General features: G+C 71.1%; 23 protein-coding genes, 1 tRNA gene and 2 pseudogenes. 9 read left to right on the top strand and 17 right to left on the bottom strand.

The annotated features are described in order from the left end of the window. Window positions 1–9: 9 nt before the first annotated feature. Both AAT21_RS17950 and AAT21_RS17945 read left to right on the top strand, forming a co-directional pair. Window positions 10–468: a phage holin family protein gene (locus tag AAT21_RS17950; RefSeq protein ID WP_046777855.1), complete on the top strand. Its 459-nt coding sequence runs from the start codon at window positions 10–12 to the stop codon at window positions 466–468. Then, a complete protein-coding gene (locus AAT21_RS17945; RefSeq protein WP_046777854.1) occupies window positions 465–1,424 on the top strand; it encodes an alpha/beta fold hydrolase in 960 nt (319 codons plus the stop codon). The genes AAT21_RS17950 and AAT21_RS17945 overlap by 4 nt, the downstream gene beginning before the upstream one ends. Window positions 1,425–1,746: 322 nt before the next feature. Here the strand turns inward: AAT21_RS17945 and AAT21_RS17940 are convergent, their stop codons facing one another. The 3 genes from AAT21_RS17940 to nth all read right to left on the bottom strand — a co-directional run bounded on the left by AAT21_RS17940 (window position 1,747) and on the right by nth (window position 4,617). Then, window positions 1,747–2,949 (bottom strand): MarP family serine protease, encoded by a 1,203-nt coding sequence (locus tag AAT21_RS17940; RefSeq protein WP_046777853.1) that lies wholly within the window; start codon window positions 2,947–2,949, stop codon window positions 1,747–1,749. 13 nt (window positions 2,950–2,962) lie between these two features. After that, on the bottom strand, window positions 2,963–3,685 hold the full coding sequence (locus AAT21_RS17935; protein ID WP_079025771.1) for an NUDIX hydrolase: 723 nt from the start codon (window positions 3,683–3,685) through the stop codon (window positions 2,963–2,965). Window positions 3,686–3,759: 74 nt separating this feature from the next. Beyond that, window positions 3,760–4,617, bottom strand: coding sequence for an endonuclease III (gene nth, locus AAT21_RS17930; protein WP_046778440.1), 858 nt, complete (start codon window positions 4,615–4,617; stop codon window positions 3,760–3,762). Window positions 4,618–4,889: 272 nt separating this feature from the next. Here nth and AAT21_RS17925 point away from each other — a divergent pair, with 272 nt between their 5' ends. Both AAT21_RS17925 and AAT21_RS17920 read left to right on the top strand, forming a co-directional pair. Further along, complete coding sequence (locus AAT21_RS17925) at window positions 4,890–5,564, top strand: Crp/Fnr family transcriptional regulator (RefSeq protein ID WP_003981529.1); 675 nt, start codon at window positions 4,890–4,892, stop codon at window positions 5,562–5,564. A 174-nt stretch (window positions 5,565–5,738) separates the two neighbouring features. Further along, the gene (locus tag AAT21_RS17920) at window positions 5,739–6,575 is read left to right on the top strand and encodes a nucleotidyltransferase family protein (protein WP_046777852.1); all 837 of its coding nucleotides are present in this window, start codon (window positions 5,739–5,741) and stop codon (window positions 6,573–6,575) included. Here AAT21_RS17920 and AAT21_RS17915 read toward each other — a convergent pair. From AAT21_RS17915 to AAT21_RS36870, 5 genes are all read right to left on the bottom strand, one after another. Then, on the bottom strand, window positions 6,556–6,858 hold the full coding sequence (locus AAT21_RS17915; protein ID WP_052757853.1) for a hypothetical protein: 303 nt from the start codon (window positions 6,856–6,858) through the stop codon (window positions 6,556–6,558). The genes AAT21_RS17920 and AAT21_RS17915 overlap by 20 nt on opposite strands. After that, on the bottom strand, window positions 6,855–7,700 hold the full coding sequence (locus tag AAT21_RS17910) for an MBL fold metallo-hydrolase (RefSeq protein WP_046777851.1): 846 nt from the start codon (window positions 7,698–7,700) through the stop codon (window positions 6,855–6,857). The genes AAT21_RS17915 and AAT21_RS17910 overlap by 4 nt, the downstream gene beginning before the upstream one ends. Next, window positions 7,697–8,614 (bottom strand): NUDIX hydrolase, encoded by a 918-nt coding sequence (locus tag AAT21_RS17905; RefSeq protein WP_046777850.1) that lies wholly within the window; start codon window positions 8,612–8,614, stop codon window positions 7,697–7,699. Before AAT21_RS17905 ends, AAT21_RS17910 begins: the two co-directional genes overlap by 4 nt. Window positions 8,615–8,798: 184 nt before the next feature. Then, complete coding sequence (locus tag AAT21_RS17900; RefSeq protein ID WP_046777849.1) at window positions 8,799–9,272, bottom strand: RidA family protein; 474 nt, start codon at window positions 9,270–9,272, stop codon at window positions 8,799–8,801. Beyond that, window positions 9,269–9,430: a DUF4177 domain-containing protein gene (locus AAT21_RS36870; RefSeq protein ID WP_007264966.1), complete on the bottom strand. Its 162-nt coding sequence runs from the start codon at window positions 9,428–9,430 to the stop codon at window positions 9,269–9,271. The genes AAT21_RS17900 and AAT21_RS36870 overlap by 4 nt, the downstream gene beginning before the upstream one ends. A 72-nt stretch (window positions 9,431–9,502) precedes the next feature. Here AAT21_RS36870 and AAT21_RS17895 point away from each other — a divergent pair, with 72 nt between their 5' ends. Both AAT21_RS17895 and AAT21_RS17890 read left to right on the top strand, forming a co-directional pair. Next, the gene (locus AAT21_RS17895; RefSeq protein ID WP_030957807.1) at window positions 9,503–10,483 is read left to right on the top strand and encodes an ArsA family ATPase; all 981 of its coding nucleotides are present in this window, start codon (window positions 9,503–9,505) and stop codon (window positions 10,481–10,483) included. Next, on the top strand, window positions 10,480–11,733 hold the full coding sequence (locus AAT21_RS17890; protein ID WP_046777848.1) for an ArsA family ATPase: 1,254 nt from the start codon (window positions 10,480–10,482) through the stop codon (window positions 11,731–11,733). The genes AAT21_RS17895 and AAT21_RS17890 overlap by 4 nt, the downstream gene beginning before the upstream one ends. A gap of 31 nt (window positions 11,734–11,764) precedes the next feature. Here AAT21_RS17890 and AAT21_RS17885 read toward each other — a convergent pair whose 3' ends face one another. Continuing rightward, window positions 11,765–12,115, bottom strand: a complete 351-nt coding sequence (locus AAT21_RS17885) for a WhiB family transcriptional regulator (RefSeq protein ID WP_030648100.1) — start codon at window positions 12,113–12,115, stop codon at window positions 11,765–11,767. Window positions 12,116–12,500: 385 nt separating this feature from the next. On the opposite strand from AAT21_RS17885, the gene AAT21_RS17880 reads away from it, so the two are divergent. Then, window positions 12,501–14,792, top strand: coding sequence for a transglycosylase domain-containing protein (locus tag AAT21_RS17880; protein ID WP_046777847.1), 2,292 nt, complete (start codon window positions 12,501–12,503; stop codon window positions 14,790–14,792). A 94-nt stretch (window positions 14,793–14,886) separates the two neighbouring features. Here the strand turns inward: AAT21_RS17880 and AAT21_RS17875 are convergent, their stop codons facing one another. Then, entirely contained in the window at window positions 14,887–15,348 is a 462-nt protein-coding gene (locus AAT21_RS17875) for a GatB/YqeY domain-containing protein (protein WP_046778438.1), read from the bottom strand. Window positions 15,349–15,415: 67 nt separating this feature from the next. On the opposite strand from AAT21_RS17875, the gene AAT21_RS17870 reads away from it, so the two are divergent. Both AAT21_RS17870 and AAT21_RS17865 read left to right on the top strand, forming a co-directional pair. Next, window positions 15,416–16,354 carry a metallophosphoesterase gene (locus tag AAT21_RS17870; RefSeq protein ID WP_046777846.1) on the top strand — a complete coding sequence of 313 codons (939 nt, stop codon included), beginning with the start codon at window positions 15,416–15,418 and terminating at the stop codon, window positions 16,352–16,354. Window positions 16,355–16,454: 100 nt separating this feature from the next. Continuing rightward, window positions 16,455–16,528 (top strand) — tRNA-Pro (locus tag AAT21_RS17865). 77 nt (window positions 16,529–16,605) lie between these two features. Here AAT21_RS17865 and AAT21_RS17860 read toward each other — a convergent pair. The 7 genes and pseudogenes from AAT21_RS17860 to AAT21_RS39100 form a co-directional block, all read right to left on the bottom strand. Beyond that, the gene (locus AAT21_RS17860) at window positions 16,606–17,772 is read right to left on the bottom strand and encodes a site-specific integrase (protein WP_046777845.1); all 1,167 of its coding nucleotides are present in this window, start codon (window positions 17,770–17,772) and stop codon (window positions 16,606–16,608) included. Continuing rightward, window positions 17,769–17,981, bottom strand: a complete 213-nt coding sequence (locus AAT21_RS17855; RefSeq protein ID WP_235438907.1) for a helix-turn-helix domain-containing protein — start codon at window positions 17,979–17,981, stop codon at window positions 17,769–17,771. The genes AAT21_RS17860 and AAT21_RS17855 overlap by 4 nt, the downstream gene beginning before the upstream one ends. 505 nt (window positions 17,982–18,486) lie before the next feature. After that, entirely contained in the window at window positions 18,487–19,962 is a 1,476-nt protein-coding gene (locus tag AAT21_RS17850) for a hypothetical protein (RefSeq protein WP_046777843.1), read from the bottom strand. Between the two features lie 2 nt (window positions 19,963–19,964). Continuing rightward, entirely contained in the window at window positions 19,965–20,849 is an 885-nt protein-coding gene (locus AAT21_RS37630) for a bifunctional DNA primase/polymerase (protein WP_046777842.1), read from the bottom strand. Between the two features lie 78 nt (window positions 20,850–20,927). Further along, window positions 20,928–21,194: a hypothetical protein gene (locus tag AAT21_RS17840; RefSeq protein ID WP_046777841.1), complete on the bottom strand. Its 267-nt coding sequence runs from the start codon at window positions 21,192–21,194 to the stop codon at window positions 20,928–20,930. Window positions 21,195–21,392: 198 nt separating this feature from the next. Beyond that, a pseudogene (locus AAT21_RS39105) lies at window positions 21,393–22,263 on the bottom strand (ATP-binding protein); the annotation flags it as partial. A 1-nt stretch (window position 22,264) separates the two neighbouring features. Continuing rightward, window positions 22,265–23,599: pseudogene (locus AAT21_RS39100) on the bottom strand (ATP-binding protein); the annotation flags it as partial. Between the last annotated feature and the right edge of the window lie 38 nt (window positions 23,600–23,637).

The following is a 23,637-nucleotide window of genomic DNA, read 5'->3' as shown; positions in this document are numbered from 1 at the left end:
GAGAGAGCGATGAGCGCAGTGGACCAAGGGGCGCAGGGAGCCGAGCGCACACTCGGCCAGCTGGTCGCCTCGGCCACCGCCGAGATGTCCGCCCTGGTTCACGACGAGATCGCCCTGGCCAAGGCGGAACTGCGCGAGGACGCCAAGCGCGTGGGCAGCGGCAGCGTCTCCCTCGTCGCCGCGGGCGTCTTCGCCGTCTTCTCCCTCCCGGTGCTGACCTTCGCCGCGGCGTACGGGATCCACAACCTGGGGCTCGGCCTCGCCTGGTCCTTCCTGATCGTCGGCGGCGCGTTCCTGCTGATCGCGGGCGTGCTCGCACTGATCGCCGTACGGAAGTTCAAGAAGGTCAAGCCGCCGGAGAAGTCCATCGCCTCGGTCAGGCAGACCGCCGCGGTGGTCGGGACCGTCAAGCCGCACCCGCGGCCGGTGAGTGACAAGGCTGTGGGTGTGGCACGCTCGTCCTCATGACAGCGCCCACGCCGGACCCCAGCATTCCGCCCACGGCCGCCACAGCTGTGCGGCTCGGCCTCCCCGGCGGGGAAGCGGTGACGCACCGGGACGTGGCCGCCAACGGTGCCCGGTTCCACGTCGCCGAGCTCGGTGACGGGCCGCTGGTGCTGCTGCTGCACGGCTTCCCGCAGTTCTGGTGGACCTGGCGGCACCAGCTGACCGCGCTCGCCGACGCCGGGTACCGCGCGGTCGCGATGGACCTGCGCGGGGTCGGCGGCAGCGACCGCACCCCGCGCGGCTACGACCCCGCCAACCTGGCGCTCGACATCACCGGGGTCGTACGGTCCCTCGGCGAGCCGGACGCCGCGCTCGTCGGGCACGACCTGGGCGGATACCTCGCCTGGACGGCGGCCGTGATGCGGCCCAAGCTGGTGCGCCGGCTCGTCGTGTCGTCCATGCCCCACCCCCGCCGCTGGCGCTCGGCGATGCTGTCGGACTTCGGCCAGGCCCGGGCGAGTTCACACATCTGGGGCTTCCAGCGGCCCTTCGTGCCCGAGCGGCAGCTCGTCGCCGACGGCGGGGCCCTCGTGGGGGACCTGATCCGCGACTGGTCGGGGCCGCGGCCTCCCGAGGAGGAGGACCTCGCCGTGTACCGGCGGGCCATGTGCATCCCGTCCACCGCGCACTGCTCGATCGAACCGTACCGCTGGATGATGCGGTCGATGGCCCGGCCCGACGGGCTGCAGTTCAACCGGCGGATGAAGCGGCCCGTCCGGGTGCCCACGCTGCACCTGCACGGTTCGCTCGACCCGGTGATGCGCACGCGCAGCGCCGCCGGATCCGGCGAGTACGTCGAAGCCCCGTACCGGTGGCGGCTGTTCGACGGGCTCGGGCACTTCCCGCACGAGGAGGACTCGGTCGCCTTCTCGACCGAGCTGGTGAACTGGCTGAAGGACCCCGAGCCGGACCGCTGACCGGCCGCCGCACCTACGACAGTTCGGCGGTCGGATTGTCCTACGGGCATTCAATTGCCCGGCGCATAGGCCAATTGGCTGCCCCGTACGGGGTTACGGACCTTGGGGCCCGGGCACAGAGCCGAGTATGAGCTGGACGCACGACTACGGTGACACCGCGCACGAACGCCGCTCGGCAGCCACGCCGGGCACGCACGAGAGGGCCGGCCGGCATGGCCACGACCCACGCCTCGGAATTCCCCGCATCCTGCGCCGCCGGGCCCGCTGGGTCTCCGCACGCCTGCGGCATCCGCGGACGTAGGGGCCCGGCGGGGGCGCCGTGTCAGAGGGCGCAGCCCTGGCTCTCGACCCGGCGCTCGGCGGTCCGGCCCTTCTCGATGTCGTCGCGGATCTCGTCCACGGTGAGCGCGTAGCCGGTGTTCGGGTCGTCGAGGGACTTCGCGAACACGACCCCGTAGACCTTGCCTTCGGGCGTCAGCAGCGGGCCGCCGGAGTTGCCCTGGCGGACCGTCGCGAACAGCGAGTAGACGTCCCGTCGGACGGTGCCGCGGTGGTAGATGTCCGGTCCGTTGGCATTGATCCGGCCGCGGACCCGGGCCGCACGGACGTCGTAGGCGCCGTTCTCCGGGAAGCCGGCGACGATCGCGTCGTTGCCACTCGTCGCGTCCTTGTCGGTGAACTCCAGCGGCGGCGCCTTCAGCTTGGGCACGTCCAGGACGGCGATGTCGCGCTCCCAGTCGTAGAGCACGACCTTGCCGTCGTACAGCTTGCCCTCGCCGCCGATCTGCACGGTCGGCTCACCGACCCCGCCGACGACGTGCGCGTTGGTCATGACCTTGCCGGGCGCGAAGACGAAGCCCGTGCCCTCCAGCACCTTGCTGCAACTGGGCGCCGTACCAACGACCTTCACGATCGAGCGCTTGGCCAGGTCCGCGACGGGACTGGTGGCGAGCGCCGGGTCGGGCGCCTTCACCTCGGTGATGGGCTCGTTGGAGAACGGGCTGAACACCTGCGGGAAGCCGTTGCGCGCGAGGGTGGAGCTGAAGTCCGAGAACCAGCTGTTCGCCTGGTCTGGCAGCACCCGCGAAACCCCCAGGAGCACCTTGGAGTTGCGGACCTCCTTGCCCAGGGTGGGCAGCGAGGTACCGGCGAGCGCCGAGCCGATCAGCCAGGCCACCAGCAGCATCGCGACCACGTTGACCAGGGCGCCGCCGGTGGCGTCGAGCACGCGCGCGGGCGTACCGGTGATCTGGCGGCGGAGTTTGCCGCCGAGATGGGTGGTCAGCGCCTGGCCGACCGAGGCGCAGATGATGATCGCGACGACGGCGATGACCACGACCGTGGTGGACACCTGGGTGCCGTTGTCGGTCACCCGGTCCCAGATCAGCGGGAGCAGGGCAACGGCGACCAGGCCACCGCCCAGGAAGCCGATCACCGACAGGATGCCGACGACGAACCCCTGGCGGTAGCCGACGATCGCGAACCACACGGCGGCGAGCAACAACAGGATGTCCAGCACGTTCACGTGGGCCACCGTCTCATGCGTGCCAGTCGAGCGGGACCTGACGTGATCGGTCCCACGGGCGTTCCCAGCCGGCGAAGTGCAGGATCCGGTCGATCACCCCGGCCGTGAAACCCCACACGAGGGCCGACTCGACGGTGAAACCAGGGCCCAGGTGGCCCCGCGGGTGGACCGTCGTGACCCGGTGCCCGGGATCCGTGAGGTCGGCCACGGGAACCGTGAACACCCGGGCCGTCTCGGCCGGGTCCACGACGCCGACCGGACTCGGGGTGTGCCACCAGCCGAGGACCGGGGTCACGACGAACTCGCTGACCGGGATGTAGAGCCGGGGCAGCACCCCGAAGAGCTGAACACCGGAAGGATCGAGGCCGGTCTCCTCCTCGGCCTCGCGCAGTGCCGCCGCCAGCGGGCCGGTGGTCTGCGGATCCCCGTCCTCCGGGTCCAGCGCGCCGCCCGGGAAGGACGGCTGGCCCGCATGCGAGCGCAGCGTGCCGGCGCGCTCCATCAGGAGCAGTTCCGGCCCGCGGGGGCCCTCGCCGAACAGGATGAGGACGGCCGACTGCCGCCCCCGGCCGTCCTCGGGCGGCAGGAACCGGCTCAGCTGCCGCGGTTCCACGGTCCGGGCGGCCTCGACGACGGGATCGAGCCAGTCGGGCAGCCCCGCGGTGGTGACGGCCGGGCCGCCCCCCTCGCGCACTCCCGCAGTGACCCCGGCCTCGTCCCGTGTACCGCGCGTCATAGGCGCTCCTGTCCGCGTTCCTCTGTCAACAGCGTCTCCCACACCGCAAACGCGGTCCGGGTACCGATTCGTTCCTACGGCTCCTGCGCCTCCTGCGCGGCGACCTCGCCGAGCGGGGGCGCCGGCAGGCCCGGGTAGTCCGGCGGCGGGCTCAGCCGCTGGCCCGGCCGGCCGCCCTTCTCGTACTTGAGCAGCTTCTTCGCCTTCTCCGGGTCCGTCTCGCCCTCCCCGTACGCCGGGCAGAGCGGGGCGATCGGGCAGGCCCCGCAGGCGGGCCTGCGGGCGTGGCAGATGCGGCGGCCGTGGAAGACGACCCGGTGCGAGAGCATCGTCCACTCGCTCTTGGGGAAAATCGCGCAGATCTCCGCCTCGACCTTCTCCGGGTCCTCCTGCTCGGTCCACTTCCAGCGGCGCACCAGCCGCCCGAAGTGGGTGTCCACGGTGATCCCGGGGACACCGAACGCATTACCGAGGACCACGTTGGCGGTCTTGCGGCCGACGCCCGGCAGCTTCACCAGGTCCTCCAGCCGGCCCGGCACCTCCCCGCCGTGGTCGTCCCGCAGCGCCTGCGACAGGCCCAGCAGGGACTTGGCCTTCATCCGGAAGAACCCGGTCGGGCGGATGAGCTCCTCCAGCTCCTCGGGGACGGCCGCGGCCATGTCCTCGGGGGTCGGATAGGCCGCGAAGAGGGCCGGGGTCGTCTGGTTCACCCGCAGGTCGGTGGTCTGCGCGGACAGCACCGTCGCGACGAGCAGCTCGAAGGGATTGCGGAAGTCGAGCTCCGGATGGGCGTACGGGTAGGTCTCGGCCAGCTCACGGTTGATCCGACGCGCCCGGCGCACCATGGCCAGGCGGGATTCCGGCTTCGCCGCCTTCGGTTTCTTGGCCGAAACTTTGCCCTGAGGGGCGGTCACGGCCTTCGGGGGCACCATCGAGGGGCCTTGTTCGCCCACAGCTGAATTTTGGGCGTCCGTCACTCCTGCGGACCCCTTGGCCTGTGCTCTCACCGGCTTATTGGACACCCGGCCAGCCTAAGGCCGGGCGCTGACACCCGTCCGGACCTCAGGTAACACCACCCCGATCGGGCTCTCGCCGCACACCACGCCCGTCCGTCCGGCATCCTTGTGATTGATCGCACTGTTTGAGCCGTCCGGCAAAATGGGGAGCACGGTCCCCTGAGCTGGTCGACATAGGAGAGAGACTCGTGGACGACGTTCTGCGGCGCGCCCCGCTCTTCGCGGCGCTCGATGACGAGCAGGCCGCGGAGCTCCGCGCCTCCATGGGCGAGGTGACCCTCGCACGCGGCGACGCCCTGTTCCACGAGGGCGACCCCGGAGACCGGCTGTATGTCGTGACCGAGGGCAAGGTGAAGCTGCACCGCACCTCCCCCGACGGCCGCGAGAACATGCTGGCCGTCCTCGGCCCCGGCGAGCTGATCGGCGAGCTGTCGCTCTTCGACCCGGGCCCGCGCACCGCCACCGCCACCGCGCTGACCGAGGTCAAGCTGCTCGGCCTCGGCCACGGCGACCTCCAGCCCTGGCTCAACGCCCGGCCCGAGGTGGCGACCGCGCTGCTGCGCGCCGTCGCACGGCGCCTGCGCAAGACCAACGACCAGATGTCCGACCTGGTCTTCTCCGACGTTCCCGGCCGCGTGGCCCGGGCGCTCCTCGACCTGTCGCGCCGCTTCGGCGTGCAGTCGGAGGAGGGCATCCACGTGGTGCACGACCTCACCCAGGAAGAGCTCGCACAGCTCGTCGGCGCCTCGCGCGAGACCGTGAACAAGGCCCTGGCCGACTTCGCGGGCCGCGGCTGGCTCCGCCTGGAGGCCCGCGCGGTGATCCTGCTGGACGTGGAGCGCCTCGCGAAGCGCTCCCGCTGACAGCTGACGGCCGCACTCGCCGGTCGTACGCACAAGGGTCCTGTCCGGCCGGGCAGGACCCTTCTGCGTACCCGGCGGAGGTTCCGCCCGGCGGAGCCCTCCGTTCGCAGGGCGGCCTCCCCCTGCCCCCCGCGCCTCGAACGCCCGGGCAGCCGCTCCGTGCACAGTGGAAGCATGGAGCACCGAGGTCTGGACGCGTACGGCTACTTCGAGCGGGAGGGCTCGCTCGGACAGGTGCAGGGCGAGTTCCGGGCGGTCGTGGCCGCCGCGCGCGAGCGGACGGGCGAGGCGTACGGGCGCCGGCTGCACAGCGCATACCTGTACGGGTCCGTGCCGCGCGGGACGGCCCTGTCCGGGCGCTCCGGCCTCGACCTGTTGCTCGTCCTGCACCACGCGCCCTCGCACGACGACCGCGACACCGCCGAGGTCCTCGCGCGCGACATCGACGCCGACTTCGAGCAGATCGACGGCGTCGTTCTCCGGCTGCACGACAAGGACACCGTGCTGAGCGAGGAGGAACGATTCGACCTGGGCTGGTTCCTCGCCTGCCGGTGCACCCCGCTGCTCGGCGCGGACCTGGCCGAGCACCTGCCGCGCTACCGGCCGGACAGCCTGCTCGCCCGTGAGACCAACGGCGACCTCGCCGCGCTGCTGCCCACGTGGCGGACGAGCCTGCGGGAGGCGTCGACCCCGGCGGAGCACCGGCGGCTGAGCCGCCTCTTCGCACGGCACCTGGTGCGCACGGGATTCACCCTGGTCATGCCCCGGTGGGGCGGCTGGACCAGCGATCTGACGGAGTCCGCGGAAATCTTCGGCATCTACTACCCCGAGCGCGCCGCCCAGATGCGGGCCGCGGCCGCGGTGGCTCTGGATCCGGTCGAGGACCCGGCCGTGCCGCGCGGCTACGTCGAGGACCTCGGGCCGTGGCTCGCGGACGAGTACACGGCACGCCACGGCACGAAGACGCGCCGCCGCCCCCAGGGGCCGGGGGCTACTTCGTCCGCTCGGTGACGGCGAGGGCCTCGACGGCCAGCCTGGCCTCCGCCAGGCCCGCGCCGGTGATGCGGCGGTAGGCCTTGATCGCCGAGATCTGCCGGTCGTCCCGGATCAGGGCGCGCACCTCGTCCAGGCCCGCCGGCTCCGGCTCCTCGATGCCCAGGTGGTCCAGCAGCAGCGCCAGGCGGCGCTCCGTCCGGTCGGCCTGCGCCTGGAGGCTCTTCACGCGCAGCGACACCGTCGAGGTGATCCATCCGGCGGTGCCTATGAGCATGACGAGCAGGAACATGGTGTTCATTCGGGTCCTCCGGGGATCAGTCCGTGATCTTGAAGGTACTCGAGCTGCGCCTCGACGGACCACTGAGCCGCCGGCCACAGGGAGCGGTCCACGTCCGCGTACACCTGGGCGACGACCGCCTCGGGGGTGGTGAAGCCGTTCTCGACGGCCGTCTCGACCTGTGCCAGCCGGTGCGCCCGGTGGGCCAGGTAGTACTCGACGGCGCCCTGTGCGTCGTCCAGGACCGGCCCGTGCCCCGGCAGGACGGTGTGCACCCCGTCGTCCACGGTGAGCGAGCGCAGGCGGCGCAGGGAGTCCAGGTAGTCGCCGAGGCGGCCGTCGGGGTGCGCGACCACCGTGGTGCCGCGGCCGAGGATGGTGTCGCCGGTCAGCACCGCCCGGTCGGCGGGCAGGTGGAAGCAGAGCGAGTCGCTGGTGTGGCCCGGCGTCGGCACCACCCGCAGCTCCAGCCCGCCGGTCCGGATCACGTCCCCGGCGGCCAGCCCCTCGTCGCCCAGGCGCAGGGCCGGGTCCAGCGCGCGGACCTTGGTACCGGTGAGCTCGGCGAAGCGGCCCGCGCCCTCCGCGTGGTCGGGGTGGCCGTGGGTGAGCAGGGTGAGCGCGACCCGCTTGCCCGCCCGCTCGGCGGTGGCGACGACCGCCCGCAGGTGGCCCTCGTCCAGCGGGCCGGGGTCGATGACGACGGCGAGGTCCGAGCCGGGCTCGGACACCAGCCAGGTGTTGGTGCCGTCCAGGGTCATCGCGGAGGCGTTGGGGGCCAGTACGTTCACCGCGCGGGCGGTGGCCGGCCCCGAGGTGACGAGCCCGCGGGGCTGTCCGGGCAGTGCGGCAGCGTCGCTCATGCGGGACCTCCGGGGTCTGCGGGGCCTGCGGGGCGCCCGAGGCGGACGCGCTTGGTGAACTCGTCGTGGCCCGGCCAGCTGAGCACCACCTCGCCGCCCTCCAGCGCGGCCTGCGCCAGCACCGGGGCGAGCTCCTGGGCCCCCGCCGCCGCCAGCGCGTCCGCGGCGCTCCCGTACGCCTCCAGGGACCGCAGCGTGGAGATGGTCGGCGGCATCATCAGCAGCTCGCCCTTGTCGTACCCGTCGGCGGCGTCGGCCGGGCGGATCCAGACGGTCCGGTCTGCCTCGGTGGAGGCGTTGCGGGTGCGCTGGCCCTCGGGGAGGGCGGCCACGAAGAACCAGGTGTCGTAGCGGCGCGGCTCGAACTCGGGCGTGATCCAGCGCGCCCACGCACCGAGCAGGTCGGAGCGCAGCCACAGGCCACGACGTTCGAGGAAGTCCGCGAAGGACAGCTCCCGCCTCACGAGGGCCTGCCGGTCCGCCTCCCAGTCCTCGCCGGTGGTGTCGCCGACGACCGTGTCCGCGGTCGGGCCGGCGAGCAGCACGCCCGCCTCCTCGAAGGTCTCCCGTACGGCGCCGCACACGATGGCCTGCGCGGTACGGGCGTCGGTCCCGAGCCGGGCCGCCCAGTCCGCCTGGGAGGGCCCCGCCCAGCCGACGTGGTGCTCCTCGTCGCGGGGGTCGACCCCGCCGCCCGGATAGGCGTACGCGCCGCCCGCGAAGGCCATGGAGGCCCGCCTGCGCAGCATGTGGACGACGGGCCCGTCCGGGGTGTCGCGCAGGAGCATCACGGTGGCGGCGAGCCGCGGTACCACCGGGGTGAGCGAGCCGTCCGCGAGCGCACGGATGCGGTCGGGCCATTCGGGCGGGTACCACTGGCCCCCGGCGGGGGGCTGCTGCTGACCATTCGGCATGGCCGGATGCTACGGCCATCCGGCCCGATGTTCGAGGGTCGTCCTTCCGACGGCCGACGCGCGGCGCCCGGAAAGGCGGCGCCCCGGCCGGGGCGCGGCCCCGCCCTGGCCCTCGCCCGTGCCGAGGGGGGCGCGGGCACCGTGAAACGGCGCCGCGCCCCCGTCCGTACGGCTTCTCGCGGGGTCAGGCTCCGGGAACCAGCTCGACCTGGATCTCGACCTCGACGGGCGCGTCGAGCGGCAGGACCGCCACACCGACGGCGCTGCGGGCGTGGACGCCCTTCTCGCCGAGGACGGCGCCCAGGAGCTCGCTCGCGCCGTTCAGCACGCCCGGCTGCCCGGTGAAGTCGGGGGCCGAGGCGACGAAGCCGACGACCTTCACGACACGCGCGATCCTGTCGAGGTCACCGACGACCGACTTGACGGCGGCCAGGGCGTTCAGCGCGCAGGTGGCGGCCAGTTCCTTGGCCTGCTCCGGCGACACCTCGGCGCCGACCTTGCCGGTGACCGGCATGCTGCCCTTGACCATCGGGAGCTGGCCCGCGGTGTAGACGTAGGCGCCCGACCGCACCGCCGGCTGGTAGGTGGCCAGCGGCGGGACGACCTCGGGCAGGGTCAGGCCGAGCTCGGCCAGCTTCGCGTCGACGACGCCGCTCATGCCTTCTCCCGCTTGAGGTAAGCCACGAGCTGCTCGGGGTTGTTCGGGCCGGGTACGACCTGGACGAGCTCCCAGCCGTCCTCGCCCCAGGTGTCCAGGATCTGCTTGGTGGCGTGAACCAGCAGGGGGACCGTCGCGTATTCGAACTTCTTGGTCATGGGAGCGAGGGTAGTGCCTGTGATGCGGGGCTCCTGCGCGCCCCGGGAGCCGAGTGGTTAGGCTCGGGCGATGTGAGCAGGCTCCAGGTGGTCAGCGGCAAGGGCGGCACCGGCAAGACCACGGTCGCCGCGGCACTCGCGCTTGCCCTCGCGCGCGAGGGCGGACGGACTCTACTGGTGGAGGTCGAGGGCAGACAGGGGCTCGCGCAGCTCTTCGGCGCCGAGGCGCTCCCCTACGAGGAGCGGAAGATCGCGGTGGCGCCCGGCGGGGGCGAGGTCTTCGCGCTCGCCATCGACGCCGAACGGGCGCTGCTGGACTACCTCCAGATGTTCTACAAGCTCGGCTCGGCCGGGCGCGCCCTCAAGAAGCTCGGCGCCATCGACTTCGCGACGACGATCGCCCCCGGACTGCGCGACGTGCTGCTGACCGGCAAGGCGTGCGAGGCGGTACGCCGCAAGGACAAGGCCGGGCAGTACGTCTACGACCACGTGATCATGGACGCGCCACCGACCGGCCGGATCACCCGCTTCCTCAACGTCAACGACGAGGTCGCGGGCCTGGCCCGGTTCGGGCCGATCCACAACCAGGCGCAGGCCGTCATGAAGGTGCTCAAGTCCCCCGAGACGGCGGTGCACCTGGTCACCCTCCTGGAGGAGATGCCCGTCCAGGAGACCGCGGACGGCATCGAGGAACTGCGCGAGGCGGGGCTGCCCGTCGGCCGCGTCGTCGTCAACATGGTCCGCCCGCACCATCTGGACGAGGACACCCTGCGCACCGCGGCCGGCGACCACCGCGCCGGGGTGGCCCGCGCCCTGTCCCGGGCGGGGCTGGGCGGCGCGCGCCGCGGCGGACTGGCCGAGCGGCTGGTCGAGCCGCTGCTCGCGCAGGCCGCCGAGCACGCGGGCCGGGTGGAGCTGGAGCGCGAGCAGCGCGCCGTACTGACGGGGCTGGACCTGCCGACGTACGAACTGCCCCTCCTCGGGGCGGGGATGGACCTGGCCGGGCTCTACGAGCTGGCCAAGGAACTCCGGAAGCAGTCGGTGGCCGAATGAGTGAGGGGGTGGACACGGTGGGCCTGGACTCTCCGCCGCGGCTGGCGGTCGACCGGCTGCTGGACGACCGGCAGACCCGCATCATCGTGTGCTGCGGGGCGGGCGGCGTCGGGAAGACCACCACGGCCGCGGCCCTGGGCGTACGGGCGGCGGCGCGCGGGCGGAAGGCGGTCGTGCTGACGATCGATCCGGCGCGGCGGCTCGCGCAGTCGATGGGGATCGACTCGCTGGACAACACGCCCCGCAGGGTCGCGGACGCCGGTGCGGACGGCGGCGAACTGCACGCCATGATGCTGGACATGAAGCGCACCTTCGACGAGATCGTCGAAACGCACGCGGACGCCGAGCGCGCCCGGGCCATCCTCGCCAACCCCTTCTACCAGTCGCTGTCGGCCGGCTTCGCGGGCACGCAGGAGTACATGGCGATGGAGAAGCTCGGGCAGCTGCGGGCCCGGGACGACTGGGACCTGATCATCGTGGACACCCCGCCGAGCCGGTCCGCGCTGGACTTCCTCGACGCGCCGAAGCGCCTCGGGTCCTTCCTGGACGGGAAGTTCATCCGGGTGCTGATGGCGCCGGCGAAGGTGGGCGGCCGGGCCGGGATGAAGTTCCTGAACGTCGGCATGTCGATGATGACCGGCACCCTCAGCAAGCTGATGGGGGCTTCGCTGCTGAAGGACGTCCAGACCTTCGTGGCGGCGATGGACACGATGTTCGGCGGCTTCCGCACGCGCGCCGACGCGACCTTCCGGCTGCTCCAGGCGCCCGGTACGGCCTTCCTCGTGGTCGCTGCGCCCGAGCCGGACGCGTTGCGCGAGGCGGCGTACTTCGTGGAACGACTGGCCGCGGAGCGCATGCCGCTGGCCGGTCTGGTGCTCAACCGGGTGCACGGCAGCGGGGCCGACCAGCTGTCCGCCGAAAGGGCGTTGGCCGCCGCAGAGAATCTTGAAGAAGGCGGCATTGTCGATCAGGAGTCCGGGAAAGCTGGACTTCGTGACACGGCCGCCGAACCCCCCGGCGCCGATGACGACACCACGGCCGTCGACCGGATCACGGCAGGACTGCTGCGCCTGCACGCCGAACGGATGCAGGTGATCGCGCGTGAGCAGCGCACGCGTGATCGCTTCACCTCGCTTCACCCCGAGGTGGCGGTGGCCGAAGTGGCCGCCCTGCCCGGCGATGTGCACGACCTCGCCGGGCTGCGGGCCATCGGAGAACGACTCGCGGCCGGGGTGCCGGCCGGAGCGTAAGGCGTTCGTACGAAGGTGGCGGCCGTGTGATCTACCCGGCTGCCGCGTACGTCTCGTACGGAACGTCGATCTCCGCGTCTGCATCCATGGTCAGGATGCCCGTGCTGCGCTCGTACTCCGTGCGTGCGGTTTCGAGCAGCCGTCGCCACGAGGTGACGGTGGGACGCCGGCGCAGCAGCGCACGTCGTTCCCGCTCGGTCATTCCGCCCCACACGCCGAACTCGACACGATTGTCGAGCGCGTCGGCCAGGCATTCGGTCCGCACCGGACATCCGGTGCACACCGCCTTGGCCCTGTTCTGTGCCGCTCCTTGAACGAACAGTTCATCCGGATCGGTAGTGCGGCAGGCTGCCTGCGCACTCCAGTCGGTAACCCAGCCCATCCCGGCGCCGTCCTCTCCCGAATCGAGGCTCCCCCACGGCGGTAGCGGCATATTCACCGCTGCCAGTTGAGGACGTTACGGAAGGCGGGCACAGTGCAACACCCCCGACGGGCCCAATCTTGAATGGCCCGAACGGACTATGGGTAAGCGGCAGATCACCCGACGGAGTGATCCGGCGACATGCCCGACCATTCCGACGATTCGGGTGCAATCGGCGGATCAGGTTCACCGGGGCAGCGAGATTCGGACATCAGTCCACCCCATTCGGGAAGGGTGAAAATCAAGCCGAGGGGTTGATGTCGCACCGGACTGCTGTGACAGTTGGGGTCAGCTTAGGCCAAGGCATTCGCGTGTGTCCGGCGAATCAGAACGTAGGCTGCCCTCCATGGGAAAGAAGCGCTCGGGCGGCGGGCTCACCGGGAGCCAGCAGGCCGCCAAGTTCCTCGGGGTGTCCGTTCTCTCCGGAGTCGTGCTGGCGGGCATGGCGATTCCGGCTGCAGGCGCCCTGGGACTGGCCGCCAAGGGCACGGTCGAGGGATTCGACGAGATCCCGGCCAATCTCAAGACCCCGCCGCTGAGCCAGCGGACCACGATCCTGGACGCCGAGGGCGGCTTGATCGCCACCGTCTATTCGCGCGACCGGCAGGTGGTCCCGCTCACCTCGATCTCCCCGTACATGCAGAAGGCCATCGTCGCCATCGAGGACTCGCGTTTCTACGAGCACGGCGCGGTCGACCTCAAGGGCATCCTGCGCGCGGTCAACCGCAACGCGCAGGAGGGCGGCGCGGCCCAGGGTGCGTCGACGCTCACCCAGCAGTACGTGAAGAACGTCTTCGTCGAGGAGGCCGGCGACGACGAGACCAAGGTGCGCGAGGCCCAGGAGAAGAGCCTCGGCCGCAAGATCCGCGAGCTGAAGTACTCGATCCAGGTCGAGGAGGAGCTCGGGAAGAAGAAGATCCTCGAGAACTACCTCAACATCACCTACTTCGGCCAGCAGGCCTACGGGATCGAATCCGCCGCCCAGCGCTACTTCAGCAAGCCGGCCAAGGACCTGACCCTGGAGGAGTCCGCGCTGCTGGCGGGCGTCGTGCAGTCGCCGAGCCGCTACGACCCGGTGAACGACGCCCAGGAGGCGACGAAGCGCCGCAACATCGTCCTCCAGCGGATGGCCGACACCAGGGACGTCTCGCAGGCGGAGGCCGACGCGGCCAAGGCCAAGCCCGTCACGCTGAAGGTCACCAGGCCCAAGAACGGCTGCATCACGGCGGTCAAGGGCGCGGGCTTCTTCTGCGACTACGTGCGCAACTCCTTCCTGACCGACCCGGTCTTCGGCAAGACGCGCGAGGAGCGGGCGAAGCTCTGGAACAAGGGCGGCCTGACCGTACGCACGACCCTGGACCCGCAGTCGCAGGACGCGGCCAACGAGTCGATCAAGGACCACGTCTACCAGGAGGACTCCATCGCGACGGCTGTGACCATGGTCCAGCCGGGCACCGGACGGGTGCTGGCGATGGGCCAGTCCAAGCCGTACGGCTTCGGCAAGAACGAAACGCAGATCAACTACTCCGTGGACAAGCGGATGGGCGGCTCGAACTTCGGCTTCCAGGTCGGTTCGACCTTCAAGCCCTTCATCGCCGCCGCCGCCCTGGAGCGGGGCATGCCGCCGACGAAGGTCTACGGGGCCCCGAACAAGCTCGACTACCCGAGCCCGATCTCCCGCTGTGACGGCTCGCAGTACATCAACACCCAGAAGGAATCCGCGGAGAACGAGACCGAGGACGAGATCGGCCCCTACGCGCTGCGTACGGCGATGGAGAAGTCGATCAACACCTACTTCGTCGAGATGATCGGCGAGATCGGCCTGTGCCCGGTGTCGGAGATGGCTGCCAAGCTCGGCGTGGTGCCGGCGAGCGGCGCGAAGCTGGCCGACGGCCCCGCCATCGCGCTCGGCTCGGAGGAGATGTCCCCGCTGACGATGGCCAACGCGTACGCGGCCTTCGCCAACCGCGGCGTCTACTGCACCCCGGTCGCCATCGAGTCGATCACCGACGCGCACGGCAAGGCGCTCGCGGTGCCCAAGAGCAAGTGCGAGCGGGCGATGTCGCAGAACACCGCCGACACCATCAACACCCTGCTGAGCGGTGTGGTCGACTCCGGCACCGGTGAGCGGGCCGGCCTGACCGACCGCGACAGCGCGGGCAAGACCGGTACGACCGACTCCCGCTACAACGCCTGGTTCGTGGGCTACACCCCGAACGTCTCGGGCGCGGTGTGGGTCGGCTCGGGCGGCGCGAAGAAGATCACGATGGAGAACATCGTGATCGGCGGCAGGTCCTACGCCAAGGTCTTCGGCGGTGGCCTGCCCGGCCCGATCTGGAAGGACGCGATCACGGGCGCGCTGTCCGGCCGCGAGGCCCTGCGCTTCACCACGGTCCACATCGCCGAACCGAACGTCCCCGCCGGCGGCCCCCGCGGCAACAAGCCGTCCACCAGCCCGAACCGGCCCGGCAAGCCCGGCGGCGACGGCAAGCCCGGCGGGCGGCCCGGCGGCCAGACGGGCGGCTCCACCGGCGGCGCCACGGGCGGCGCCACGGGCGGCGGCGGGGAACCGGACATCCCCTTCCCCGGGATCACGATCGACCCGGGCAACGTGATCGGCGGCCCCGGCCCCCAGTAGCGGGGGGTACGCGATGACGACGACAAAGGGGAGGGCCCCGGCCGTTCGGCCGGGGCCCTCCCCTTTGTCGTCGTGCGAATCCGTGGTGCGAGTCCTAGGAGAGCGCCTGCTTCACGGCGGCGGCGACACGCCCGCCCTCCGCCAGCCCGGCGACCTTCGGGGTCACGATCTTCATGACGGCGCCCATGGCCCGCGGCCCCTCGGCACCCGCCGACCGGGCCTCCTCGACGGCCTCCGCCACGATCCCGGCGAGCTCCTCGTCGGAGAGCTGCCTGGGCAGGTAGGTGTCCAGGAACTCGCCCTCGGCGCTCTCGCGCGCGGCCTGCTCGGGACGACCGCCCTGCGCGAAGGCGTCCGCAGCCTCACGGCGCTTCTTCGCCTCCTTGGCGATCACCTTGAGGACTTCCTCGTCGGAGAGCACACGGGCCTCCTTGCCCGCGACCTCCTCCTTGGTGATGGCGGCAAGGGTCAGACGCAACGTGGACGAGTGCAGCTCGTCGCGCGCCTTGATCGCGGTGGTGAGGTCTTCCTGGAGCTTGGCCTTGAGCGTGGTCATGCAGGTGAGTGTGCCAGGTACGGGGAGGGTGGCGCCCACCCGTTTTCCGGTCTGCGACGATGGGTCCATGCGTGCGCGTTACGGAGTACCACTGAAAGCGGCTGCCGGAATCGCTGCGGTGGGGGCCGCGGGTGTGGCTTATGCCGCCGGTTTCGAGGCACGGTCCTTCCGGCTGCGCCGGGTCACGGTGCCGGTACTCCCCCGGGGGATGCGCCCGCTGCGCGTACTCCAGGTCTCCGACATCCACATGGTCCGCGGGCAGCGCAAGAAGCGCGCCTGGCTGCAGTCGCTGGCCGGGCTGCGCCCCGACTTCGTCGTGAACACCGGCGACAACCTCTCCGACACCGAGGGCGTCCCCGAGGTCCTCGACGCCCTGGGCCCGCTGATGTCCTTCCCCGGGGTGTACGTCTTCGGGTCGAACGACTACTACGGGCCGCGGCTGCGCAACCCCGGGCGCTACCTGGTCGAGAAGGTCCAGGGCCGGCACGGGCTGAACGGCAACAAGCCGGTCGTCGGCGCCGTGCACAACCCGTGGGAGGGGATGCGGGACGCCTTCGACGCGGCGGGCTGGCTGAACCTCACCAACACCCGGGCCCGGATGAAGCTGGAGGGGCTGGAGCTGGCCTTCACCGGCCTCGACGACCCGCACATCAAGCGGGACCGCTACGGATGCGTCGCCGGCGGCCCGGAACCGGACGCGGACTTCTCGCTGGCCGTGGTGCACGCCCCGTACCTGCGCGTCCTCGAATCCTTCACCGCCGACCGTTACCCGCTGATCCTCGCGGGTCACACCCACGGCGGACAGCTGTGCATCCCCTTCTACGGCGCCCTGGTCACCAACTGCGACCTGGACACCAAGCGGGTGAAGGGCCTGTCCACGCACGAGGCGGCGGGCCACCGCTCCTACCTGCACGTCTCGGCCGGCTGCGGCACGAACCGCTTCACCCCGGTCCGCTTCGCCTGCCCGCCGGAGGCCACCCTCCTGACCCTCACCCCGAAGCCGTAGGGCCCCCGCACCCGCTCCGCGAAAACCGGATTTCGTCTCCGGCGAGAGGTCCGCTAAAGTAATCGATGTCGCCAGGACAGCAACACTTCAGGGCGACGATCGGGGTGTAGCGCAGCTTGGCAGCGCGCTTCGTTCGGGACGAAGAGGTCGTGGGTTCAAATCCCGCCACCCCGACTTCGTAAGACCAGGTGAGAGCCGGTGCAGAGCAATCTGCACCGGCTCTCTCTGCGTCTGGGTGACTAACTGAGTGACTACGGCTTCCGAGAGTCCTTGAAGATCTCGTCCATGGCCGTCGCTCCGGTCTGGATCACGGGCCGGATCTGCTTCCGGTAGACCGCCTCGGTCACGGCCGTCCCGGAGTGCCCGACGAGCCGGGAGATCTCTTCGAGCGGGACCCCCTTGTCGGACAGCAGCGAGACGAAGCTGTGCCGCAGCTCTCGCGGGGTCCACTCCTTCGCCTCGACCCCCTCGGCCCCGGTGATCGCCTGCCGGAAGGCGCGCCGGACGTTGGTCGAGTCCAGCTCCGTCCCTGTGGCGGAGGAGAAGACGAGCCCCTTCTCCTGCCACTGATCACCGGCGGCGAGCCGGTCCCACCCCTGCTCCTCGAACTGCTGCCAGAGGGCATCCACGCACCTGGCCGGCAGGGCGATGGTCCGGCGCGACTTCTTGGTCTTGGTATCCCCGGTGGAACGGACTGACCGCCACACCGCGATATGCGGCGGTACGGGCGGTGACGCGGTGGGGTCCCCCTTCAGGAAGACGTGATCCCAGGTGAGCGCGCGCATCTCCTCGGTCCGGGCGCCGGTGAGCAGGGCCACCACGATGTACGCGTACGCGGACGTCCCCGCAGCGGCCTTGAGCACCGCCTCGGCCTGGGCCAGCTTCAGCGCTTTCGACGGCCGGCCGGGCTGCCCGGTCGGGATGGAGCAGAGCTCCACGATGTTGCGCTTCACCTTGTCCCGGACCATGGCGCGCTTCACGGAACGGTTCAGGCAGGAGTGGATCGCCTGGAGCGTGCGCGTGCTGAGCGTCTTGGCCTTCTCGGCGAGCCACCGGTCGACATCCTCGCCGCTTAGCTCCCGGAGCTTCCGGGCGCCGAGCGCGGGGATCACGTGGATCCGGCTGAGCGACGTGCAGGTGGCCACGGTCCGCGCGTCGCGGCCGGCCAACCCGTACATGAGCCAGTCATCCACCGCGTTCGCCACGGTGTAGTTGGTCGGCGCGACGGCCAACCCGTCCTCGTGATCGCGGAGCACCTCCTTCAGCTTGTTCTTGGCCTCGGTCTTGGTCTTGCCACTCCCCTTCCGCACGACGCGCTTCCCACGCGCGTCGAAGCCGAGGGTGGCGGTGGCGATCCACCGCTGCCGCTTCTCGTCCCAGTGCAGGCCGCCGTCTCCCCTGCTGCGGCGCTTGGTCACTTGCTCTCTCCTGCCTCGCGCTCCAGGAGCGCGACGTACTCGTTGATGGCGGATCGGGGGATGCGTCGGGCCCTGCCCTCGTTGACGGTGCGGAGGCGGCCGGAGCGGATCAGTTCGTAGATGACGGAGCGGCTCAAGCTCAGGGCGGTCATGGCGGCGGGCACCTTGAGCAGGATGGGTTCCATGGGCGGCGTGGTCGTCGCGCTCACTGCTTCTCCTCCGGGGCATGTGATGCGGTGCGCTGCTGCGGGCGTGGCGGAGCCGGGGCAGGGCGCCGCGTGTGTCCGAGGTCTGGATTTCTGCGTCATCGCGTCGTCTGGGTCATCAGGCGCTCTGACCTGCGGTTTTCGATGACGTCATGGCTGGGCTGTGTGTCACCGGCGTGCGTCACCGTCACCGGGGTGACGCGGGGCCAGTGACGCGGGTGACGCGTGATGACGCAGTCGTTGGCCGTTTGCGTCACCGGTGTAGCCGCATGTCACCGACCGTTTCGCGTGCTGTGGTGACGTGGGTGACGCAGTGTCTCTTCTCTTAGGAAAAGAAGAGGGTGGTGTCTGTAGTGGTGCGGTGCCGCTTCAAGCTCGAAGAGCGAGCCGCTGCGCGGCGCGTCCCTTCCAGCGGCGGCAAGCCGCTGAACGGCAAGAGGAGCACGCCCCCGCCCGGGGCGCCGGGTGCTCTTCTTGCTTGAGCGCGGGTGGTCGTGGCGGCGCACGGTCAGAATGCGGCCTGCTGCTGGCCGGGCGGTGGGGCGGCCGGACGGGCCATTTCGATGTAGCGGGCGGTCTTGGTGCGACCCCAGTCGACGACGACGCCGCGGGCGGCAAGGGTGGGCTGGAGCCGCTTAAGGCGGTCGGAGAGGACTTTGCCGGTGGTGGGCCACCCCTTGGGCAGGGTGCGGAAGTCGTCGCCGGTGTAGAGCTGGGTGAGGGCGTGCAGCAACTCGGTCGAGGTCATCCGCACCTCCTCGCCCGGGTCGAGGCCGGCGGCGTGCTTGAGCACGGTCTGGGCGAGGAGGTCGCCCTCGATCACGTCGTCGTTGAGGTCGTCGAGGCTGGCCCGGTAGGCGCCCAGTGCGCAGAGGCCGGTGGCGGTGTCGAGCTGGGCGCAGAGGTGGGCGAAGTCCGCCATTCGCAGGTCGGTGGGAATCCCGGCCTCGGTCGCCCGGACCTTGACGGCGAGGTCCAGCAGCGAGCCGAGGATGACGGGCAGCACCTGTGCGTACTCTGCCCACAGCTCCGCTTCCGTACGGCGTACGCGGGGCCGCTCCAGGCGGAGAGGGAGGAGGCGTTCGGCGAGGTCGGGGCGGATGACACCGACGTCGATGCCGGTCAGCAGGAGCGGGCGGCGGTAGCGGGAGCGGTAGACGTCGCCGTCGCTGAACAGCGCGCGCTTGATGCTCTCGGCGCCGGTGACGATGCAGCACATCAGGTCGGACAGGTCCGGCGGCAGGTGCGAGAGGTTGTCCAGAGCGGTGACCCATCCGGCCGCGACGGCGGTGATCAGGTTCTCTTCGTCCTTCGGGGCGCGGCGCAGGTCGCCGGTCATGCCTTCGATGATCCGAATGAGCATCCGTCCGCCGGTGGACTTGCCGGCGCCCTGGGGGCCGGTGAGGAACGGGGCGGGGACGGGCACGGACGGCTCCAGGCAGCCGATCAGCCACGCCACGGCGAGGCACTCGCTCTCGGCATTGGCGAAGTTGCACAGGCGCAGCAGTGCGTCGATGCCCTTGCCGTCGGTGTCCTTCTCGGGAAGGGGGAGTTCGCCGGTGAGCTGGGTGCGTCGCCAGCAGACTTCTCGCGGTTCGGGGGTGAGGATGTCCCAGCCGGTGGGGTGGATGCGGACGGACTGGCCGTCCTCGCGCCCCAGGTCGAGCCAGGTCGCGCCGTCGAATCCGGGGGCCACGCGGATGTGGGTGGCCTGTACGTCCTGGCTGAGCGCGAGTGCTTCGATCAAGTCCAGTGCCTCCTTGAGTGCGGAGCCGTTGAAGGAGCCGTGGCCGTCGTTGTAGAGGCCGACCATGAGTTCCTGCCGGTGGCTGCCGGTCGTTCCCTGGGAGCGGATCGGCCGGGCGACGGGGTGCCCGTTGCGCTGGGCATAGACGGTGCCTTCGGTGGTGCGGAAGTACCTGAAGTGCTCCTGCGCGTAGTCCGTGATGATCTGCCGTGCCGGGGTCTTGTCCTCGTCGGTCACCGTCACATCCCCAGGGTGGTGCGGGCGTTGGTCCAGGCGTTCTCGCAGTGCCGCAGGGACTCGCCCCTGATCTGCGCGGCGGTGAACAGGCGCTTGATGTGGGTTTCGGTGAGGCAGCCGCACCTGCCGTGCGCGGACAGGACCGCGAGGAACATCCGGTACACGGTCCGGTGAATGCCCTCGGGTGCCTCCTCGATCCGCTGCTCCGCCATCGCGATGCCGCGTTCCAGGTAGGCGGGCGAGCGGTGCGGGCACTGGCCACCACCAGCAGGCACCGGAACGGTGATGGAGCTTGATGCCGGCCGGGCGGTGGTGGGTTCCTTCACGGCGAGCGCCCGCACGGCGTCCGGGAGCAGGGTCATGGTGCCGGTGCCGGTGCCGAGCCACCGGGCGTAGGACATCAGGGACTTGATGTCGACGCCCGGGCGTACGCCGTTGCGGGAGGTCATGGAACCTCGGTAGATCCAGTGCTCCCCGCGGGTGCTGGGCACGGTCGTGGTTGCCGGGAGGTTGCGCCGGGCCCATGCGATCGCATCGGCGTTGTCGAGGTCGACGACGGTGAGCCCGGCGCCGCCGGGGTGGTAGGCGACGGCCGCGGCCTGCCGCCAGGCCGGGGCCCAGGCGGTCGAGGTGAGGACGTGCGGGTCGGTGGTGGCGGCGGCCCAGGCGTGGCACGGCGCCGGGCACGCGCAGGGGCCGGGGGTCTTCATGTTCGGTCGGCCGCCGCAGGCGTTGTTCCGGCAGGCGCGGCAGTTGCCCATGGGGCCCTTGCCCTCCCGCAGCGGGAGCACGGGCAGCCCCTGTTTGCCGAGCGCGAGCGCGGTGTGGAGGGTGGCGGGTAAGGCCGCAGGGCCGGGGTCTCGCGGGATGTCGGTCGGGTGGTTCATGCTGGTCTCTCCAGTTCTTGAGTGTTCTGGATGAGGGCGGCCCGGTCATTGGCGTGAGGGGCCGCCCTCTTGGTTTGGTCAGAACGGGGGTTCGTCGCTGGCCCACGGGTCGGTGCTGGTCTGTCGGGGGCGGGGCAGGCGCGGGAGCGGGAGGACGGTCCAGCGGCGGGTTTCGTCCCAGCAGTGGCAGGGCTCCCACTCTGTGCCGGCGTATTCGCCGGTGTGGTCGCCGTAGTCGTGGTTGTGGCCGCCCTCCCCGTGGCAGTCCGGGCAGTTGGGCTGGGGGGTGTCGCTGAGGATCAGGGCCGGGCGAGGCCAGGTCGTGTGTTGGATGCGGAATCGCACAGTTCTCCTTCGGTGATAGGTGAGGGAGGCTGGGGCACCCCCTGGCGGGGTGCGTGTGGAGGGGGTTCCGGGGGTCTGGCCTGCGATGCCTCCCTGCCTCCCTGGCAGATCATTTGCGCAGGTCAGTGCCAGGGAGGTGGGTCAGGGAGGCTGTCAGGGAGTTCTCCCTGCCTCCCTGACCGTGCAGGGGTCGGCTCCCTACTGCTCGGCGGCGGAAGCGGAACCTTCGTCGGGGCGGTTGGTGAGGGCGCGGGTGATGCGGTCGCGGCCGATGACCATGCGGCCGTCGGACTTGTACGGCTCGGCGCCGGTGCCGTCGAGGACGCGCTTGAGGTCGATGAACGACCACCGCCCGTACGCTTTGCCGTTCAGCGCGGCGAGCCGCTTCAGCACCTCCTGGGTGAGGACGCGGGTGTCGGTGCCGAGGACGGTGAGGATGTCCGCGAGCGGGTCGCACTCGTCCGGGGCCGCGACGGTGTGTGCGGTGGCGATGCCGGAGCGCAGGGCTTTGGCGCGGTCGGCGATGAGGGCGGCGGTGTCGGTGTCGATGTAGTGGGTCCGCACCGTGATGGATGCCTGCCCGGCGGGGATGGTGATGCCGTCGGAGGCGACGACCACGGTCCCTTTGTCGAGCCCCTGCCGCAGCAGGTGCGGCGCGGCGCCGCCGTCGACGGCCTTGTCCCCGAGGGCCATGCGGGCTTGGGATTCGGTGCCGAGGGCGAGGCTGATGCGGGTGTGGGCGCCTTCCCTCACGAGCTTGGGGAGGTTCTGGTCGGTGGGGTCCTGCGTGCCCTCCCACAGCAGCACATCGACAGCCCGCCCCTGGTTGTGAATCTTCCGCGCGGCCATGAAGTACCGGGACGTGGCCTTGGAGCCGCCGTAGGGGCGCTTGTCGTCGCCGACGGCGGGGCACATGAACGCCACCTGCGCCTCGTCCACGACGAGGACCAGCGGCGGGAAGGTGGTGCCGGGCGGGGCCTGGATGCGGCGTTCCATCTCCGCGACCCCGGCCTCCAGCATCTCGGTCGCGTCGATGACGTGCTCGTCCGTCGGCCCCTGGATCAGGGTGNCATCTCCGCGACCCCGGCCTCCAGCATCTCGGTCGCGTCGATGACGTGCTCGTCCGTCGGCCCCTGGATCAGGGTGGTGGCGAGTCCGTCGAACATGTCCCAGTCCCCGACGCCCTTGAGGTCGGCGATCCGGAACTCCACCGTGCGGTCGAGCGCCAGCCACAGGGCGAGTGCGCGCAGGGCGGCGGTCTTGCCCTGGTTCGAGAGGCCGGTGATCAGCAGCATCCGCTGATACAGGCTGATCAGGGCGCCGTCGCCGCGCAGGTCCTGGCCCCACGGCGCGCGGCCGGACTTGTAGTCGGCCTTGAGGGTGTCGTCGGTGGTGAGGGGGGAGGGGCCGATCGGTTCGTCGAGGGCGCCGGAGTCGGCGATCCACAGCCGGACGGTGCGGGCGGCGGTGGGGAGGGTGATGAACACTTCGTGCTCATGCCGGGCCAGGTTCTCCGCGAGCTTGCGCCGGCGGCCCTGCACTTCGGCGGTGGAGACGCCGGAGGGGAGGGTGACGTCGACCTCGACACCGCATCCGGCGATCCGGATCGGCCCGAGCATCGCCGCGCCGGCGTCGCCCATCTCCTTGATGGCAGTGCGGAGCGGGGCGATGCCGAGGTCGCGCAGGGCGGTGACGACGACCGAAGGCGTGATCGGTGCCCCGGCGGTGTCGCGTTCCTTGGCGGGGAGCGTCCACTGCGGGGCGGTCTGCTGCTTGCGGCCGATGCCCCACAGCGCGAGGAGGGCCAGCCACGGGCCGACCGTGACCGCGGGGCCCCACACTACGGTGCCGACCATGACGATCCAGTGGATCGCAGCGATCACCGTGGCAAGCGGCGCGAGGATCCAGGAGGGGTCTTTCGTGGCTATGGCCAGCACGATCCCCAGCAGCAGCAGGCCACTGGTGGGGAGGCCGACGGCGTATCCGGCGCTCTTCACCGCGTCCTGCGGGGCCTTCAACAGGTCCATGCGGCGGTGGTGGCGGGCGGCGCGGTAGCGGGTGAGGCGGTCCTCCCACTCCTTGGCCTCCTCGAGGTTCCCGCCGGCTTCCGCCGCGCGGATCATCCGCTCGTACCGGGAAGCGGTCCGCCCCTCCCATGTCCGGCGGGCGGTGACGCGGGTGCCGCCGATCACGTACATGCCGTGCCGGGCCACCAGCCGGGCCGCCGCACGGGTCCGCTCGTCCGTAACGATCCGGCGGATCCCGCGGGCGGAGCGCGTCCACACCCGCACCCGTCGGACCGCCTCCGACGCGGGGGCGGGGGCAGTGCCGGTGGGGGTGTCGCCGGGGAGCGTGTGGTTGCCGGTGGTGGGGTCTTTGAAGAGGGGGACGACGTTGTCGGTCATGCTGAGAACTCCTGCTCTCGCTGACAAGGCGGGTGGGT

The organism is Streptomyces yangpuensis, assembly GCF_001005295.1.
In the GTDB taxonomy this organism is placed as follows: Bacteria; Actinomycetota; Actinomycetes; order Streptomycetales; family Streptomycetaceae; genus Streptomyces; species Streptomyces yangpuensis.
This window is presented reverse-complemented; position numbering and strand designations above follow the sequence as displayed.